18 protein-coding genes are annotated in these 16,786 nt (G+C 45.0%); 8 read left to right on the top strand and 10 right to left on the bottom strand.

Annotated features, from left to right (window positions below):
* Window positions 1–6 precede the first annotated feature (6 nt).
* Both QMY49_RS22390 and QMY49_RS22385 read right to left on the bottom strand, forming a co-directional pair.
* Window positions 7–549: a hypothetical protein gene (locus QMY49_RS22390; protein ID WP_029788565.1), complete on the bottom strand. Its 543-nt coding sequence runs from the start codon at window positions 547–549 to the stop codon at window positions 7–9.
* A complete protein-coding gene (locus QMY49_RS22385) occupies window positions 546–1,313 on the bottom strand; it encodes an SURF1 family protein (RefSeq protein WP_045486720.1) in 768 nt (255 codons plus the stop codon). The genes QMY49_RS22390 and QMY49_RS22385 overlap by 4 nt, the downstream gene beginning before the upstream one ends.
* On the opposite strand from QMY49_RS22385, the gene QMY49_RS22380 reads away from it, so the two are divergent.
* On the top strand, window positions 1,312–1,548 hold the full coding sequence (locus tag QMY49_RS22380) for a DUF2909 family protein (protein WP_283314434.1): 237 nt from the start codon (window positions 1,312–1,314) through the stop codon (window positions 1,546–1,548). The genes QMY49_RS22385 and QMY49_RS22380 overlap by 2 nt on opposite strands.
* A 2-nt stretch (window positions 1,549–1,550) precedes the next feature.
* Here QMY49_RS22380 and QMY49_RS22375 read toward each other — a convergent pair whose 3' ends face one another.
* Genes QMY49_RS22375 through coxB form a run of 4 tightly spaced genes read right to left on the bottom strand, consistent with a single transcriptional unit; the run spans window position 1,551 to window position 5,874 of the window.
* Window positions 1,551–2,435, bottom strand: a complete 885-nt coding sequence (locus QMY49_RS22375) for a cytochrome c oxidase subunit 3 (protein WP_005452393.1) — start codon at window positions 2,433–2,435, stop codon at window positions 1,551–1,553.
* An 11-nt stretch (window positions 2,436–2,446) separates the two neighbouring features.
* Complete coding sequence (locus tag QMY49_RS22370) at window positions 2,447–3,052, bottom strand: cytochrome c oxidase assembly protein (RefSeq protein ID WP_017190764.1); 606 nt, start codon at window positions 3,050–3,052, stop codon at window positions 2,447–2,449.
* A 21-nt stretch (window positions 3,053–3,073) separates the two neighbouring features.
* Window positions 3,074–4,714 carry a cytochrome c oxidase subunit I gene (gene ctaD / locus QMY49_RS22365; protein ID WP_005452395.1) on the bottom strand — a complete coding sequence of 547 codons (1,641 nt, stop codon included), beginning with the start codon at window positions 4,712–4,714 and terminating at the stop codon, window positions 3,074–3,076.
* A complete protein-coding gene (gene coxB, locus QMY49_RS22360; RefSeq protein WP_017818637.1) occupies window positions 4,711–5,874 on the bottom strand; it encodes a cytochrome c oxidase subunit II in 1,164 nt (387 codons plus the stop codon). The genes ctaD and coxB overlap by 4 nt, the downstream gene beginning before the upstream one ends.
* 330 nt (window positions 5,875–6,204) lie before the next feature.
* Here coxB and QMY49_RS22355 point away from each other — a divergent pair, with 330 nt between their 5' ends.
* Complete coding sequence (locus tag QMY49_RS22355) at window positions 6,205–7,899, top strand: phospho-sugar mutase (protein WP_283314431.1); 1,695 nt, start codon at window positions 6,205–6,207, stop codon at window positions 7,897–7,899.
* 87 nt (window positions 7,900–7,986) lie between these two features.
* On the opposite strand, the gene QMY49_RS22350 is transcribed toward QMY49_RS22355, so the two are convergent.
* Both QMY49_RS22350 and QMY49_RS22345 read right to left on the bottom strand, forming a co-directional pair.
* Window positions 7,987–8,406 (bottom strand): GNAT family N-acetyltransferase, encoded by a 420-nt coding sequence (locus QMY49_RS22350; protein WP_005452398.1) that lies wholly within the window; start codon window positions 8,404–8,406, stop codon window positions 7,987–7,989.
* Window positions 8,407–8,495: 89 nt separating this feature from the next.
* Window positions 8,496–9,128, bottom strand: a complete 633-nt coding sequence (locus QMY49_RS22345) for a LysE family translocator (protein ID WP_005452399.1) — start codon at window positions 9,126–9,128, stop codon at window positions 8,496–8,498.
* A 250-nt stretch (window positions 9,129–9,378) separates the two neighbouring features.
* Here QMY49_RS22345 and QMY49_RS22340 point away from each other — a divergent pair, with 250 nt between their 5' ends.
* The 3 genes from QMY49_RS22340 to QMY49_RS22330 all read left to right on the top strand — a co-directional run bounded on the left by QMY49_RS22340 (window position 9,379) and on the right by QMY49_RS22330 (window position 11,329).
* On the top strand, window positions 9,379–10,206 hold the full coding sequence (locus QMY49_RS22340; RefSeq protein ID WP_283314426.1) for an AraC family transcriptional regulator: 828 nt from the start codon (window positions 9,379–9,381) through the stop codon (window positions 10,204–10,206).
* A gap of 71 nt (window positions 10,207–10,277) precedes the next feature.
* The gene (locus QMY49_RS22335) at window positions 10,278–11,021 is read left to right on the top strand and encodes an AzlC family ABC transporter permease (RefSeq protein ID WP_283314424.1); all 744 of its coding nucleotides are present in this window, start codon (window positions 10,278–10,280) and stop codon (window positions 11,019–11,021) included.
* Window positions 11,018–11,329, top strand: a complete 312-nt coding sequence (locus QMY49_RS22330) for an AzlD domain-containing protein (RefSeq protein ID WP_009696378.1) — start codon at window positions 11,018–11,020, stop codon at window positions 11,327–11,329. The genes QMY49_RS22335 and QMY49_RS22330 overlap by 4 nt, the downstream gene beginning before the upstream one ends.
* A gap of 8 nt (window positions 11,330–11,337) precedes the next feature.
* Here QMY49_RS22330 and QMY49_RS22325 read toward each other — a convergent pair whose 3' ends face one another.
* Window positions 11,338–11,952 (bottom strand): fumarylacetoacetate hydrolase family protein, encoded by a 615-nt coding sequence (locus tag QMY49_RS22325; protein WP_005452403.1) that lies wholly within the window; start codon window positions 11,950–11,952, stop codon window positions 11,338–11,340.
* A 204-nt stretch (window positions 11,953–12,156) separates the two neighbouring features.
* Window positions 12,157–13,248: a porin gene (locus QMY49_RS22320; protein WP_283314418.1), complete on the bottom strand. Its 1,092-nt coding sequence runs from the start codon at window positions 13,246–13,248 to the stop codon at window positions 12,157–12,159.
* Between the two features lie 562 nt (window positions 13,249–13,810).
* Here QMY49_RS22320 and QMY49_RS22315 point away from each other — a divergent pair.
* From QMY49_RS22315 to QMY49_RS22305, 3 genes are all read left to right on the top strand, one after another.
* The gene (locus QMY49_RS22315; RefSeq protein WP_283314415.1) at window positions 13,811–14,779 is read left to right on the top strand and encodes a porin; all 969 of its coding nucleotides are present in this window, start codon (window positions 13,811–13,813) and stop codon (window positions 14,777–14,779) included.
* Between the two features lie 435 nt (window positions 14,780–15,214).
* Window positions 15,215–16,054 carry a DMT family transporter gene (locus QMY49_RS22310; RefSeq protein WP_005452406.1) on the top strand — a complete coding sequence of 280 codons (840 nt, stop codon included), beginning with the start codon at window positions 15,215–15,217 and terminating at the stop codon, window positions 16,052–16,054.
* Between the two features lie 62 nt (window positions 16,055–16,116).
* A complete protein-coding gene (locus QMY49_RS22305; protein WP_005452412.1) occupies window positions 16,117–16,731 on the top strand; it encodes a glutaredoxin domain-containing protein in 615 nt (204 codons plus the stop codon).
* The last annotated feature ends 55 nt before the right edge of the window (window positions 16,732–16,786 follow it).

Here is a 16,786-nt window from a genome sequence, read left to right as displayed (position 1 = left end):
CTCTCCCTAGCCTACGCGTGATAACTTCAATAGCTTTCGTAAGTCCGCCAATACATCTTTACTTAACCGCACCAAATCCTCGTTGGCTTCTGGCGTATAGGACATAACTAGCTGCCCGAGAGGGTCGACGATCAACATCTGCCCTGCTTTCACTCTCGATGACAACGAATCATTCATTTGCATCACCACAATGCTCTTGCTCTGGGCAACATTATTGGTCTCTTCCGAAGTCCAGATAACTGGCACCACACGCTCCTGATATTTACCTAATGCAATGTGGCTTTGTTGCATCAAATGTATTTGTTGTTGGCACTGTTCTTTACACTCCGGAGGCAACACATACGCTAATTGCCAACCTTTTTCGTCTAATGGTGATGGCTGACCTAATTGTTCGAGCGTGATATATGGCTCAACCAATTCACCTCGATTGGTTACCCCCGTTTCGTACCAACCTTGACTCAATACAACCTTGGCAATAATCGCGGGGAGCGCAAATAGACAAATCAGAGACACCAATACAATTCGTCCTTTCGTGACTGCATTTGTCATTTCTCACCTCCTTGTGAGCGTGGTTGTCGAATCCAACGAATAAAAATCAGGATTGTGATAAACAAAAATACGCCAGACATAGCAAACCATTGAAAAGAATAACCAAAGTGCTTTGCACTGGTTAACGGTAAGGGATTCCAAGGAAATGGGTACGACCATTGCGTTAGATTGTCAGGTTGAATGACCGTAGGCATTAACTCAATATTAAGCAGTTGGCTAAGTTGATTAATGTTGAGGTTTTGCACTCTTATCGTATCGCCCATTTCAGCCATTAGGTCTGAACTTAGTGGATTAGTAGATTTACGATACAAACGCCCTGTGATGTCATATGGCGTTGTCAGATATTCAACCTTCGGAAGTACGGCTCTGGATCTTTTCCCCTTCACAAATCCAAGTTCAAGCAGCGTCAGAGTCGCAGGATCATGAGACATCGATACGATTTGAAACGCTAGGTAACCCACTTCCCCCTGATAGGTCTGGTTATCTAATAAAATAATTGGGAGTGGTTCAGGCGTCACATTTGCTTTTACTTTAATCCCTATAACACTTTCTTCTCGCCAATCGTTCTTTTCCAGTACTTCAGATATGTCCTGATAAGAGGTATTTTCCCTTGCTAAAATCGCTTGTTCCAAAAGCTGCTTTTCATTACCACGTTCCAATTGCCAAAAGCCCAGTTTGACCAATAGAGAAAACACAGCCACAGTTAAAAATACAGCAACCCAAACCCATTTCGATAATATCGACGACGAAACCGGAGGTGCCATGTCCACCGTATTTCTGTTTAAGTTAACGCTTGTCCTTTTGCTGCTTTTCATCATCTTTAACCTCGCAAAAGCGCTTATCGAAATGGTTCGCGAAGACCCAGAGGATTCATCGAAGAAAGACAAACCAATGAGCCACTATCTCGGTCGTCGTGTCATGTTTTCTGCGTTAGTCGTGATTCTCCTTCTCGTAGCGTTAGGGGCAGGATGGATAGCCCCAAATCCTCGTCCTTACTAGCTTTACAGCACATAAACGAAAACAAATAAGCATAGCCAAACCACGTCAACGAAGTGCCAATACCAACTGCCAGCTTGGAATGCGAAATGGTCTTTCGGAGAAAAGTGGTCCTTGGCGATGCGGAATAACAGCACAATGAGGAAAATGGTACCGAGACAAACGTGCAAACCGTGAAAGCCCGTGAGCATAAAGAAGGTATTACCGTAAATACCGGACTGCAACGTCAGCCCAATATCTTGATAAGCGTGTGCATATTCAACGGCTTGGTAATAGAGGAAGAAGCCCGCCAAGACGATGGTGATTTCCAACCAGACAATCAGTGCAGTTCGTTTATCTTGCTCTAAACTGATGTGTGCCATATGTAATGTAATCGATGACAATAGCAGTAAGATGGTGTTGGTTAATGGGATACCCTGCCAAGGCATTGCTTGAGTCGTATCACCACCCGGCGTGGTGGTGAGTGGCCAGATTGCTTCGAAACTCGGCCACAATACCTCATGTGTCATTAAGTTATTATCTGCACCACCTAACCAAGGCACGGAAATCATTCTTGCGTAGAAAAGAGCACCAAAAAAAGCACCAAAGAACATCACTTCCGAAAAGATGAACCAGCTCATCCCTTGTCGAAATGAACGCGTGATTTGCGCACTGTACTTTCCAGTAAGAGATTCTGTGATGACGTTGCTGAACCACCCTGCCAGCATATAGAGCAAAAACAACATACCAATGGCGAGAATGATGCCGCCTAACGTACCAACCGCGCCATCACTTTGAGTACCTTGAACGGTCATTCCGGCACCGACAGCAACGAGGAACAGCGCAAAAGCTCCTACGATTGGCCAACTGCTTTGTGCGGGAACATAATAGGTCTCAGGCTTGTTACTCATAAGTTCTCTCCTTACAGACGCGCTTTGGTTTGCGGCGTTAAGGTCTGTTTCTCGCTCCCTGAGAGGCTAGCTGTTGAAGACTCGCCCGATTGAGGAGGAAATTTGTAGAGTGTGTAAGACAAGGTCAACGTATGAATTGAATCCGGCACATCCGGCTCAATGTAGAAAATCAAAGGCATACTCGCTTGCTGCTTACCTTCCAATGGCTGTTGATTAAAGCAAAAACACTCGATTTTATTGAAGTAAGCTGCACCAGTACCCGGCGATACGGATGGCACAGCTTGCCCTACCAAATCTTCACCGCTCTGATTAAAAGCAAGATATTCGGTTTGAATCACTTCACCAGGGTGAACATCCATAAAAACGACTTTTGGTTTGAACTCCCAAGGCATGTCCGGGCTAACGTGCGCCATAAATTCCACACGAATCGTTCTGGTAATATCCGCTTGCATACCCGTCGGTTGAATTGCGGCCACATCACTGGTTTTACCATTAATGCCCAATGCATCGCACATGATGTCGTAGAGTGGCACAAGAGCAAAACCGAAGCCGAACATCAGCGCTGTCGCTAGCAGCAACTTGATAGTGAGTCTCTTATTGGATGAATTACTTGGCATCTCACTCACCTCACTCTTCGGTTAATCGACTTTTGGCGGAGTTGTGAATGTATGATGTGGGGCTGGGCTAGGTACCGTCCACTCTAAACCCTCTGCACGTTCCCAAGGTTTTGCCGTTGCTTTTTCACCACCACGAATACATTTGATAACTAGCCACAGAAAGATCAATTGAGACAGACCGAAGGCAAAGCCACCTATCGATACGATTTGGTTAACGTCGGCAAACTGGATAGCGTAATCAGGAATGCGTCTTGGCATCCCTGCTAAGCCCAAGAAATGCATTGGGAAGAACAACACATTGACCGAAATGATTGAACACCAGAAGTGCCATAGACTCAGCTTGTGGTCATACATATTGCCTGTCCACTTCGGTAGCCAGTAATACGCCGCGGCCATAATCGAGAACACCGCACCGGATACCAAGACATAATGGAAATGCGCAACAACAAAGTAAGTGTCATGGTATTGGAAATCCGCAGGTACAATCGCCAACATCAAGCCTGAGAAGCCACCTATTGTAAATAAGACAATAAAAGCAATGGCAAACAACATCGGTGTCTCAAACGTCATTGCGCCCCGCCACATAGTCGCCACCCAGTTAAACACTTTCACGCCAGTTGGCACTGCAATCAACATGGTGCAGTACATAAAGAAGAGTTCGGCGAATACTGGCATCCCCGTCGTAAACATATGGTGTGCCCACACTAGGAATGACAGTAATGCAATACTGCAGGTTGCGTAAACCATCGAATGATAGCCGAACAGTTTCTTGCCACTGAAAGCCGGAATGATTGCCGAGATAATCCCGAACGAAGGCAGGATCATGATGTATACCTCAGGGTGACCAAAGAACCAGAAGATGTGTTGGAACATCACAGGGTCACCGCCACCAGCGGCATCAAAGAAACTTGTACCAAAGTATTTGTCGGTCAGAACCATGGTGACCGCACCGGCTAATACGGGCATAACCGCGATCAACAAGAACGCCGTGATTAACCAAGTCCAAACAAACATTGGTAGCTTGAACCAAGTCATGCCTGGTGCACGCATGTTTACGATAGTCACGATAACGTTGATGGCACCCATAATGGAACTGATACCCATGATATGGACTGAGAAAACAAACAACGCCGTACTATCAGGACCATAAGTTGTGGAAAGCGGCGCATAAAAAGTCCAACCGAAATCAGGGCCACCACCCGGTAAGAACAAAGAGCCGATCAAAATGAGGAACGCAAAAGGTAAGATCCAAAAGCTCAAGTTGTTCATCCGTGGTAAAGCCATATCTGGAGCGCCAATCATCATTGGAATCATCCAGTTGGCTAAACCAGTAAACGCTGGCATGACGGCACCAAACACCATCACTAGTCCATGTACGGTCGTCATTTGGTTAAAGAACTGAGGGTCCACCAATTGCAGACCCGGTTGGAATAGCTCAGCACGGATGATCATCGCCATCGCACCGCCAGTGAGGAACATAGCAAAGCTAAACCATAAATAAAGCGTACCGATGTCTTTATGGCTGGTGGAATAAAGCCAACGCGCTAGCCCTTTTGGTGCGTGATGATGATCGTGGTCGTCTTCAATCGCAATGGTCGTGTTTGCAGTAGTTTGTGCTTCAGCAGGAGCAGACTTCACCGCTTTTTCAATTGGCTTACTCATATTTCCTCCTTGGCACTGTCTTGTGCCTTAAAGGCGTTAACATCGGATGCTTGAACGGTATCGCCGGTATCATTTCCCCAAGCATTACGTTGATAGGTAATTACAGCGGCAATTTCTTGATCGCTTAGTTGGTTAGCAAAAGCTTGCATGGCGGTGCCAGCTCGACCGTTCACCAATACATCGATGTGAGCAACAACCGGACCTTTGGCTATCTCGCTGCCTTTGATTGCCGGGAACGCGCCCGGAATGCCTTCGCCGTTCGCTTGATGACACACAGCACAGCGCGCGGTGTAAACCGACTCGCCTTGTCCCATCAAATCTTCCATTGAAAGGTCTTGCGTCAATGCTTCTTGGGCAGCCGCCTTTTGTAAGGCAATTTCTTGTTTCTTGTCTGCCATCCACTGGTCGAAATCATCTTCCGCCATCGCATGAACAACAACTGGCATGAAACCATGCGCTCGACCACAAAGCTCCGCGCACTGACCACGATACACACCCGGTTCATCAATCTTGGTCCAAGCCTCATTAATGAAACCAGGGATCGTATCTTTCTTAACAGCGAAATCAGGTACCCACCAAGAGTGAATGACGTCATCAGAAGTCATTAAGAAGCGAACTTTACGGTTGATAGGCAAAACCAGCGGGTTATCCACTTCAAGCAAATAGTGCGCCCCTTTCGCTTCGATGCCATCAATTTCTTTCTGGCTGGTAGCAAGTAGGCTGAAAAATTCGACATCCTCGCCGAAATAACTGTAGTGCCACTTCCATTGAGAGCCGGTGATCTTCACAGTAAGGTCAGATTGGCTGGTGTCTTCCATCGCCACCAGCGTTTTGGTCGCAGGAATCGCCATAGCGATAAGAATAATGACCGGAATAACGGTCCAGATGATCTCCACTTTAGTGCTTTCGTGGAAATTAGCGGCAACTGCCCCTTTTGACTTGCGATGTTTGAAGATGGAATAGAACATCACACCGAATACAACAAAAGCGATAGCGCAACAAATGTAGAAGATCAGCATATGTAATTCATACACTTGCTCACTAATCCCCGTAACACCTCGCGTCATGTTGTAATCACTCTGCTCTGACCAACTGGACGAAGAAAACGTGATAAAAATCACATTCGTTAATAAGGCTAGAGTAGTTGCTAATCTTTTCAAAAGATCTCTCCTCTGCTCAGCCGCTGCGCTTGCGCGAGCTTCCTTGCTTCCCGATGCAAATATCGAACAAATTTACGAAAAATCACAAAAACTACGATTTCAGCACTCTTTGTTATATTTATGTTAAAAGGCTAGTTATAGTTCAATAGTTCTTCAAGAAATTAACTGTGAATAAATTCCGTACAGACTGAAAAATAAATTCGGTTTATCGATTGCTCTCTTTGAAATGTAATTGAGAACCATTTACATTAATTAAAAGAAAACATTGGGACGCTTTTAAGCAAAGAAGTGTCTAAACAAGTAGGCTCCCCCTACTAAGGAAAGACGAATATGACAGCACAAATTACTCAATGGCTAGCACGAGACCCAGATCCAAAAACTCGTGAAGAGCTTCAACACCTAGTCGATACAAATAACGAACAAGAACTGACAGATCGACTTGGTTCACGCTTAGCATTTGGTACCGCAGGTCTGCGCGGTAAAGTCGGTGCGGGTCCAAATCGCATGAACCGTTTAGTGATTCAAGAGACAGCAACAGGTCTCGGTCACTATCTGATTGAACAAGTGAAAGACGCATCGTCTCGTGGTGTTGTTATTGGCTACGATGGTCGCCCAGATTCTAAACAGTTCGCACACGATACAGCTTCTGTACTTACTGCTTTGGGCATCAAGGTTTACCTAACCTATAAAGTAGCAGCAACGCCAATTGTTGCTTTTGGTGTTCGTGAATTAAATGCAGCCGCTGCTGTGGTTGTTACCGCAAGCCACAACCCACCAGAATACAATGGCTTTAAAGTGTACTGGGAAAATGGCGCACAGATTATTCCACCGCACGATTCTGGTATTGCTGCGAAAATCGATGAAGCAACAACAAAACCGCTTCCTCTGATGTCACTGGACGATGCAAAACAAAAAGGTTTGTTAGTTTGGCTTGAAGACGAGTACTACCAAACTTATCGCAAAACAATGAACGACAATGCCCTGCTAACACCGGACAGCAACACAGATATCTCGATTGTTTACACGGCAATGCACGGTGTCGGTGCGGACATGGCAGAAACGTTGCTCGCAGACGCTGGCTTTAAAAAAGTCGCAAGCGTTCCAGAACAGCGTGAACCGGACGGTACGTTCCCTACCGTAAACTTCCCGAATCCTGAAGAAGCAGGCGCAATGGACATGGTGATGGCACTGGGTAAATCTGTCGATGCGGACATTGCTTGCGCGAACGATCCTGATGCAGACCGTTTTGCTGTGGCTGTAAAACGCCCAGATGGCGAATATCAGATGCTAACAGGTGACCAAGTGGGTTCATTGTTTGGTGACTACTTACTGCAAGGTCAACCAAATGCGCTTGTTGGGAATACCATTGTGTCTTCTCGTCTATTGAGCAGTATTGCGAAAGCACACGGCGCAGAATACTACCAAACGTTAACTGGCTTTAAATGGCTAACTAACGTAGCAATGACACAAGAAACTGAAGCGAACCCATTCCTATTCGCTTACGAAGAAGCACTAGGCTACACAGTAGGTAATAAGGTATGGGATAAAGATGGTTTGTCAGCACTGGTCGCTTTCTCTCAATTGACAGGTAAATTGAAAGCACAAGGCAAAACGCTGTGGGATAAGTTAGAAGAACTATACCGCCAACACGGTTTCTACTTCAACGCGCAGCGCAGCATTGCACTTGACCCTAAATCACCACCAATCGGTGACAAACTTCGCGCAAACCCACCGAAAGAGATTGCGGGTAAACGTATCGAAGTGATTGAAGATCTGAAGTCATCACTTCGCTTTGTGACCGATGGTCCAACAGAAGCGATTAACTTGCCAGCAAGTGACGTACTGGTTTACCACTTAGAAGACAAATCACGTGTGATTGTTCGCCCTTCTGGTACTGAGCCGAAGTTGAAGTGTTACTACGAAGTGATCAGCGAGTTCCCGGCAGAGATGGATTACGCGCAAGCTAACCAAGCAGCGGAAGCGAAAATGAACGCACTTATCGAAGCGCATCAACAAAGCTTGTAATTCGAGTTTGAAACATCGATTCTTTGACAGCTACAAATAGCAAAAGAGGCGCATCGAGCGCCTCTTTTTTATGCAATTCAAACCAACTCAAGCAATCTGTTTTTGCAGGAAATGTTTATCAATGCCTGCTGCTGGGTAGCCTGAATATTGCCCGACTTTTTCAAAACCCAATTTCAAGTAAAAATCGAGCGCTTGAAAGCTATAGGTATCGAGATACAAATGCGTGACTCCACGCGGTTTCACTTGCTCTTCCAGTAGAGCGATCAGCTTGCTTCCTAATCCCGAAGTGCGTGCCTCTGCATCAACCCATAGGTATTCAACAAACACGGTGTTATTAAACATTTCTCCCGTGAGTCCGCCAACAACCTTACCCTCGTCATTACGAGCAAAACAGCCAATGGCGTCTACGTCCCCATCCGGTAGATGCATGTTGTTATAAGCTCGGATGCCATCACGGATAAAATCGAGATCGTTTTGTTCTGGATTGAGTTTAAATTCAAGTTTCATACTGCCACTCCTTGGAAAATCAGTGTGATACTAAAACAAAAAGCCAGCGAGTGCTGGCTTTTGTTCAAAAATCTGATTGTTCCTATACATTACATCGCGAAGCTACTGAGCATCCACACCGCAAGGATAACGAACACCAAGCCCATTAGCTTACCTTGGTACATGCGGAATTTATCGTTTTCCAGCAACCCTTTGCCTAATGTCCCCGCCAATGCAACTAACAAAATATTGAATAGCAAGCCTAATACGTTTAGCAGCAAACCAAGCGCGAGCATTTGCTCACCCGACGATGCGGTAATGTTGCTAGAGACAAACTGAGGCAAAAACATCACGAAAAACACCAAGGCTTTCGGGTTCAGCAGGTTACTCATCAAAGCGCGTTGATAGTAAGTCGATGCCATCTTGTTTTTCTGGTCAAGCTCTGGTGCAGCAGAAACGTCCGCTCGTAAACAGTCCCACCCCATTTTGAGCAAGTACGCGCCCCCCAGTAGATGAAGCACTTTTAACGCGATTGGGCTCATGGCAATCAAGGTCGACACACCCATAGCTGCCAATAAGGTTAAGATCACGCCGGATGTCGCGTTGCCTAAGCTTGCAAACAGACCAACTTTTTTGCCATAACTCATGCTAGAGCTGGCAATCAACAACATGTCAGGTCCAGGCAACAAAAGAAGTGCAATAACAGCGGTGAGATAAACAGGGAGTACAGATAAATCGATCATGGTGGAACCGGCTTTCTAAAACAGGCGGCGGATCTTATACCAATGAATAGATAACAACCAGACCAAATATCTTTCTACGAAGCAATATTCAGAAAATACAAAAGGTTTAATGCTCAATTTAAAAACAATTAACCTTTTTGATGTTTATTTTTAATACCAATAGCAATTTTGTACAAAAATAAGCAGGATGGATCCGGTAGACTCCAAATGATGTGGTGCTACTGTTTACGCTTGAGCTATTTGGACCGAGATGAAAGAAAAGAATAAGGAAATCGCGACTTTTAAGATTGCTCAAGAATTGGGCGGGTTAGAGCTGCTCGATGCAAAATACGAAAAACAAAACTTCTCTCGCCATAGCCATGAAGGCTACACCATTGGGGTGATTGAAAAAGGCGCACAGCAATTCTTTCGTACCGGTGGCAACCACATTGCACCGCAAGACAGTATCATTCTTGTAAACGCTGATGAGGTGCATAATGGTCACTCAGCGTCAGAAGGTGGCTGGGAATACAAAGCCATGTATCCCGTACCTGAGCAGTTTCAAACGCTTGGGGAAGAACTTGGCGCACCCAATGTCGCTCAGCCCTACTTCCCGCAGCCCGTCGTTTACGATCCAGAGCTCGCGAATCAACTGCGATTAGTGTTCGATACTCTCGAGAAATCCGATAACCGCTTATTAAGAGAGACACTTGTCTACGGCACACTGATCAAACTTGCAAGCAAGCACAGTACACATCGAGCTCCCCTTAAAGATACGACAAAAGCGCAAAGGCAAGTGCACCTGGTCAAAGAATTTCTTGAAGACTTTCCTCAAACCGATGTCTCTTTAGAAGAACTTGCGAAGTTAGCAGGGTTGAGCCCCTTCCACCTGTTGCGTGAGTTTCAAAAGCAGTTTAGCTTTCCGCCGCACGCGTTTCAGATTCAACAAAGGCTAAGAATGGCGAAAAAGCTGCTCAAGCTAGGACAAAAGATTTCCGATGTTGCTCAAGAATGTGGTTTTCACGACCAAAGCCACTTGCATCGTCATTTTAAAAAAGCCATGGGGGTAACGCCCGGGCAGTACATCAAGCACTGTTAGCAATTTTGTACAAGGCAGCATGCTTAGGTCAGCCTACCTTAACAGCATGTTTTTCTATTCAAGTTGAAGTTATGGATACTACTTTGCCAACTCATCAAGACTCAAAATTCTCACTCTTTTTACAAGGTACCATCGCAATGATGCCATTAAGCATCGCCGTACTGCCTTGGGGATTACTTGCGGGCTCATTTGCCATCGATACTGGCTTACACCCGCTGGAAGGTCAGGCGCTTTCCGCCATTCTGTTTGCTGGCTCCGCACAACTTGTTGCCATGGGCATGATTAAAGCTGGTGCAGGCTTAACCACCATGTTGCTGACGACCTTTTTCATTACCTCTCGCCATTTTCTTTATAGTGTTTCGATGCGCAGTAAAATTTCGCCATTGCCCTTAAAGTGGCGTCTTTCACTTGGCTTCTTACTCACTGATGAACTGTTTGCCATCGTCGGGCACCAATCCGATAAGCAATTTGATCGATGGTACGCCCTTGGCGCTGGATTAAGCTTCTACTTATTTTGGAACTTCGCAACACTTGCTGGCATTGTCGCTGGCAGTTTGATACCTGAATTGAATGAGCTCGGATTGGAGTTTGCCGTTGCTGCCACCTTTATCGCGATTGTGGTGCCAACGATAAAAAGCATTCCCGTGCTATGCAGTGTATTGGTAGCATTAGTTAGCTCAGTGACGCTGAATTATTACCAAGTGGAAGGAAGCTTGATGTTCGCGAGTATTCTCGCCATGTTAACGGGCTATTTGGTTGAACAGTTTGCGACGAAAGCCCCAAACATTGAGAATACACCGGAGGAACGCCAATGATCTTTTTGTCTATCTTAGCCATGACAGCCTTGGTATTCACTAGCCGTTATCTATTTCTCGAACCAAAATTGCCGCTTAAATTGGGGGTAAGAACTCAAAAGATATTAAGCTACGCAAGCCCTGCAGTGCTCACCGCGATCTGGGCTCCTATCGTGTTTATGCCAGAAGGTGAACTGAGCGTCACATGGCAAAACCCATTTCTATTGGCTGCCCTATTAGCTGCTGCGATTGCATACCTCACAAAGAATGTATTGCTCACCACCATCGTAAGTATGGTCGCGTTTTTACTGCTTCGAATTTGGCTATAAGCTCGCGACTAAACAGCCAACCATTCAATCTCTAATAAGGTGATGTCTCCACACTTCAAACGTCCAAGGAAGACATCGCCTTGATGCACTTCACCCACGCCCTTTGGTGTCCCTGTCATCACGACATCGCCATCTTCTAGCGTTGTGTAGCTCTTCAACTCATCGAGAATGTTCATCGGTGGGTAAAGCATTTGCTTAACATGCCCTTTTTGAACATGAACACAGTTAATCAAAAGCTCTAAGTTGAGATCGTCAATATCGACACCTTGAAGAGAACGGAAACGGCTGAATACCGCTGAGCCATCAAACGCTTTGGCACGTTCCCAAGGTAATCCTTTTTCTTTGAGGTTAGATTGTAAACCGCGTTTGGTCAGATCTAAGCCGAGCCCAACCGCGCAGTATTGACCGTTTTTGATCACAAAGCAGATTTCGGCTTCGTAATGCAAAGGCTCTTGATGGAATGAGGTGAGTTTGGTTGAAACGGAAGTCGCCGGTTTATTGAACACTACCATTTGCTCTGGTACGGCATTATCTAGCTCTTGAATATGCTCAACGTAATTACGCCCGACGCACAGAACTTTGCCGACTTTGATTTTCTTCTCTTCAACCTGAACGACGCTCATTGCTCTTCCCTGCAAAACAAAAAACGCATAATAATCCAACACGTTACGTTGTTGACACTAGTTCTCGTTTCGAGGTGTTAAAAACAAGACATTCAGCCCGTTTTGAGTGAATCATCACTAAATTGAACTTCGACAAGGTAAGAACCACAGACAAAAAAAAGCCAGCACGAAGCTGGCTTCCATAGTAACTAGGACAGGTTACTATTATAGGTAGTAACGACCACCGATAGCCCATTTGTCGTCGGTTTTACGATCGTTCGCATCGTTTAGGTCGAACTGGTAACCAGCGTAGCCAACAAACTTAGGAGTGAAGTTGTATTCAGCTTGTACCGCCATCTCTTCACGAGCTGTTTCAGTTGAGCTAGCTTTAGTTGCTTTACCTTCAACCATTTCGTAGTTGATGCTTAGGTTTAGGCTGCTTGGAAGTGCGTAAGCTAGTAGCGCTTCGTACGCATCGCTCTCAACTAGACGTTGTGAACCGTTAAAGTTCATGTATTCATTTGAACCGTATACTGCAGCAACGTATAGACCTTGACCGTAAGAACCGTAAGATGCAGATACTAGGTGTGATTCAGCCGTTTCTTTCTTTGGTGCAGCGGCAGATGCAGTGATGTCACCAGTGTTGTAGGTGTAGCCTACTTTTGCCCCTAGCACTGAGTAAGTAAGAGCAAGTTGTACGCGGTCACCGTAGTTGTTACCAGCGTACTGAGTTTCGTAAATTGGGTTGCCACTACCGTCATCAACAATTACTTCATCTACGCTTGATTGATCGTTGCTACCTTGCCAACCTAGACCAAAACCAATAGAGCCCGCTTCACCTAGTTCGATAGCGTTACGGTAAGAAAGCATCTTGTCCGCACGACCTGTACCTAGGTTACCGTGATCGTCGTAGATAAAGTCGTTCGCAAACGCGATTGGCATATCAGCAACGCCAGCTACATCGTAGTATGGTGCCCACTGAGTACCACCAACTGCGCGACCATAAACATCGTGAGTAATACCGATGTAACCAAGACGAGTAGAAAACGTATTTTCACCACCATCTAGGTAGTTAAGAGCCCATTCACCGCGAGCGTCAGCAGTAAAGCCGTTGCCTAGATCCTGAGTTGCTGTGAAGTTGATACGTGGAGAGTTAGTACCTACATCAGTGTCACCTTGCTCTGAACCGTTCACGTTAATAGATACGTGACCGCCAACAGAGAACGTTGTGCCATCGTTGTTGTAAAGCTCCACTGCTACTGCTTGTGTACCGAATGTTGCTGCTGCGATCGCTGCTGCTAGGAATTTTTTGTTCATTATAAAATCCATGTATTTATTCATTAGTTTATAAGTCAGTTTTATACAAAAGTAGATTGGGGCATCTTCTCCACCAATGTGCGTCACTTTTGATTAACAACTGCCAATCAATGTATTTCAGAAGTTCCCCAGAGCAGAGTGAAAAGATGTAATAAAAAAGAAAAATCGCAAACGTTTACCTTTTTCTTTATACAAATTCTGAAAAATACACCCAAATTGGAAACAAATGCTTACATGTAACAACAAAAAATCCAGCTAAATCATTGTTAAAACAAACAATGAAAATTCAAACATGAAATCTTGAATTACAATTCGAGAAGAAAAAAATGATTAGGATCTTTTTTAAAAATATGTCGTTCGGTAGTCATTAGAAAAACATAAAAAAACATAAAACCCCTTTTTCTCTTATTTTCATAAATAAGAAGGCATTCATACATTTGAAATAAATATGCAAACAAATCATAACTTAATAGAAATCTATCTTTAATTTTCTCGGTTTACCTTAGCGTCATCAATACATCGAGCAAGAAAGCTCATCGATTACAACTAGGGTAATAAGAAAATGAAAAAGGCAGCACTAACTACTGCAGTGTTAACAGCATTGGTATCAGCACCATCTTTTGCGGCGACAGTGTACAAAGATGGCGGCACTGAATTGAAGGTTGGCGGTCGCGTCGAGTTTCGTGGTGACTTTATTGGTTCAGGCGGTGCTGAAGTAGACGGTTCTATGGAAGATAAGTCACGTGCGCGTCTAAACCTAAAAGGTAAGGCTGACATCGGTAACGGTCTGTCTGCATTTGGTGTTTACGAAGCGGAACAAAAAACCGGTAAGAGCGAATTTAAAAACCGCTACATGTACGCTGGAGTAAGTGCAGATGCAGGTAGCTTCTCTGTAGGTCGTCAAGACATGGCTGCCGTTATCATCTCAGACATGACGGATATCACCGAGTTTTCTGGCGTTCAGCAAGTCATTGACTCATCTTCGGATAAGCAAGATAGCGTTTTCGCTTACCGTGGTGAATTCGATGCTCTACAAGTTCAAGCCACTTACCAAGCTAACTCCGAGGATAGCCAAGATAAATACGGCATTTCTGGTCTTTACTCTCTACCAATCGGTCTTGACCTAGGTCTTGCATACTCAGGCGGTGATGTAGACAAAGACAATTCAGAAGACCAAATCCTTGGTGGTATCGCTTACTCACTGGATAACCTCTACCTTGCAGGTACGTACTCACAAGGTGCACTGACAGATTCTGAAGACTTTACCGCTTATGAGCTAGTTGCAAGCTACAATATTGCAAGTAAGTTTACCGTCGCTGGTCTTTACACTTTCCAAGAAAACGATCCAAATGGCGCTGTAAAGTACGATGCAGTTGAAGGTTTTGAGCTTGTGGGATACTACAAACTGAATAGCAACTTCCGCACTTACCTTTCTTACTACATGAACCAACTTGATGAAGCGAAAGACGCGGAAGGTAAAGTAACCGAAGGCGAAGATACACTTCGTCTTGGCGTACGCTACGACTTCTAACTGCGGCTTCTGCCCAAGCCAGCATCGCAACAAGTTTTTGACCGGCACTCCGTGTCGGTCATTTTCTATTTATTGAGATAAGACCGACAGCTTTTCTACTTAAACCTAACTGCCCTCTTTTAATGCATTTACTCCCGAAGTTAGTGCAATTCCTCTAGTAGCCGTTAGACGCGCCCTTCTCACCCTTTAAAAATCAACACGTTAAAAGTTGGCACACTAGCTGCAATATTAAAAACGAGCAAATGCATGGCAGCGTTTGTGCTTCTCGTTCTTTGTACCTACTTCGGTAGGCACGTCCTTTGAATTGGTAATGTCGCCTCCCTCTGGGAGGCATTTTTTTATTGGCTACCCCAACATTAGAACGTATGATCCTATCTATTGTTTAAAACCGGAAATATCCAATTGAATCATCATCCTGTCCAAGGAGCATCTTGGATGCTTACCGCAGGCTTGGCTTTTGCCATCGTTAATAGCTTTGCTCAAATCGCAAGTATTCACTTTGGTGTGTCATCCACGACATTTGCACTCTTCCAATACGCTATCGCCTTTTTCGCTATCTTGCCGTATCTGCGAACATTAGGAATTCGTCAGTCTCTACGTACTAACCACTTTGGGTGGCATGCATTGCGCATCTTCTTGGCGGTTATCGGTATCCAGCTTTGGTTATGGGCTCTCGCTTATCCGGTTCCTATCTGGCAAGGCATCGCTTTGCTTATGACTTCACCGTTGTTTGCAACGGTAGGTTCAGGTTTAATTCTGAAGGAAAAAGTAGGTGTTGCTCGTTGGATCGCAACGCTTACTGGCTTTATTGGCGCAATGATCATTCTTGAGCCTTGGTCAGACTCTTTTACCTGGGCAACGTTACTGCCTGTCGGCGCGGCTTTTTTCTGGGCATCTTATTCTTTAATGGTGAAAAAGCTGTCGGTGAACGATCCACCATCAACCATGGTGGTTTACTTACTGCTCTTGATCACGCCCTTTAATATTTTGCTGGCGGCACCTACATTTGCAATGCCTGAAGGCTGGAACATTTGGGGAATCTTAATCGCCGCAGGCATACTTACGGCACTAGCCCAGTGGGCAGTAGTCAAAGCTTACGCTGTCGCTGATGCATCGTTTGTACAACCATTCGACCACGCGAAACTGCCCTTAAATGTCTTTGCAGGCTGGTTAGTATTCAACTGGGTGCCACCAGGTCGACTATGGCTTGGTGCTGCAATCATTATCGGCTCCATTGCTTTCATTACTCATTGGGAAGCGAAAAAAAGAAAGTAATTTGAAAGAAATTTCTCGGTTTTGAGTTCTATATTTTCAGGAAAGGAAATGAGGAGCATCTTATGACACAGCCAATCAAAATTACATTGTATCGTTGGGCCGGCAGTTGGGGACCATTCAAAGTCAATATCCCATGCGGGGAATGTACATTAACCAAAGATATTCTTGCTGACACATTTGAAAATGAATTAGCAGATGTGCCAGTCGAGCTAGAAGTGAAAGATTGGTTGTCTCATTGGTGGGAGCCATTAAAACTTGGAGCATGGCATGCCCCTATCCTAGTCGTTGAAGGCAAAGTCGTCAGCCAAGGGGAAGCGCTAAACCGAGGCGTGCTTGTTCAATCTGTCATTGCTGAATGGACCAAGCGAGATCAGCTTAAAGGCAACATCGTTTACGGTAAGGCGACATGCCCTTACTGTGTTAAAGCGAAAAAGTTGCTTGATGAAGCTGGCGTTGACTACAAATATCACGATGTAGTGAAAGACAGCGCAGCCCTATATCGTATGATCCCTGAAGTGAAAGCCATCATTGGTGAAAAAACACCAGTGACCGTGCCACAAATATGGTTAGACGGTAAGTACATTGGAGGCGCGGATAATCTGGAAAAGTGGTTGGCTGAGAAAGGATTAGATAGCGTGCCAGATAACGTTGTCGAGATCCCAAGTCAAACGGCTTAAATATATCGATTGAGATACCCAGAGCCAGAATGCAAAAAGCCCCAATATGACATCG

This window comes from Vibrio harveyi, from assembly GCF_030060435.1.
GTDB classification, from domain to species: Bacteria; Pseudomonadota; Gammaproteobacteria; order Enterobacterales; family Vibrionaceae; genus Vibrio; species Vibrio harveyi.
The sequence above is the reverse complement of the archived record's forward strand: the minus strand, read 5'-3'. Positions and strand labels throughout refer to the sequence as shown.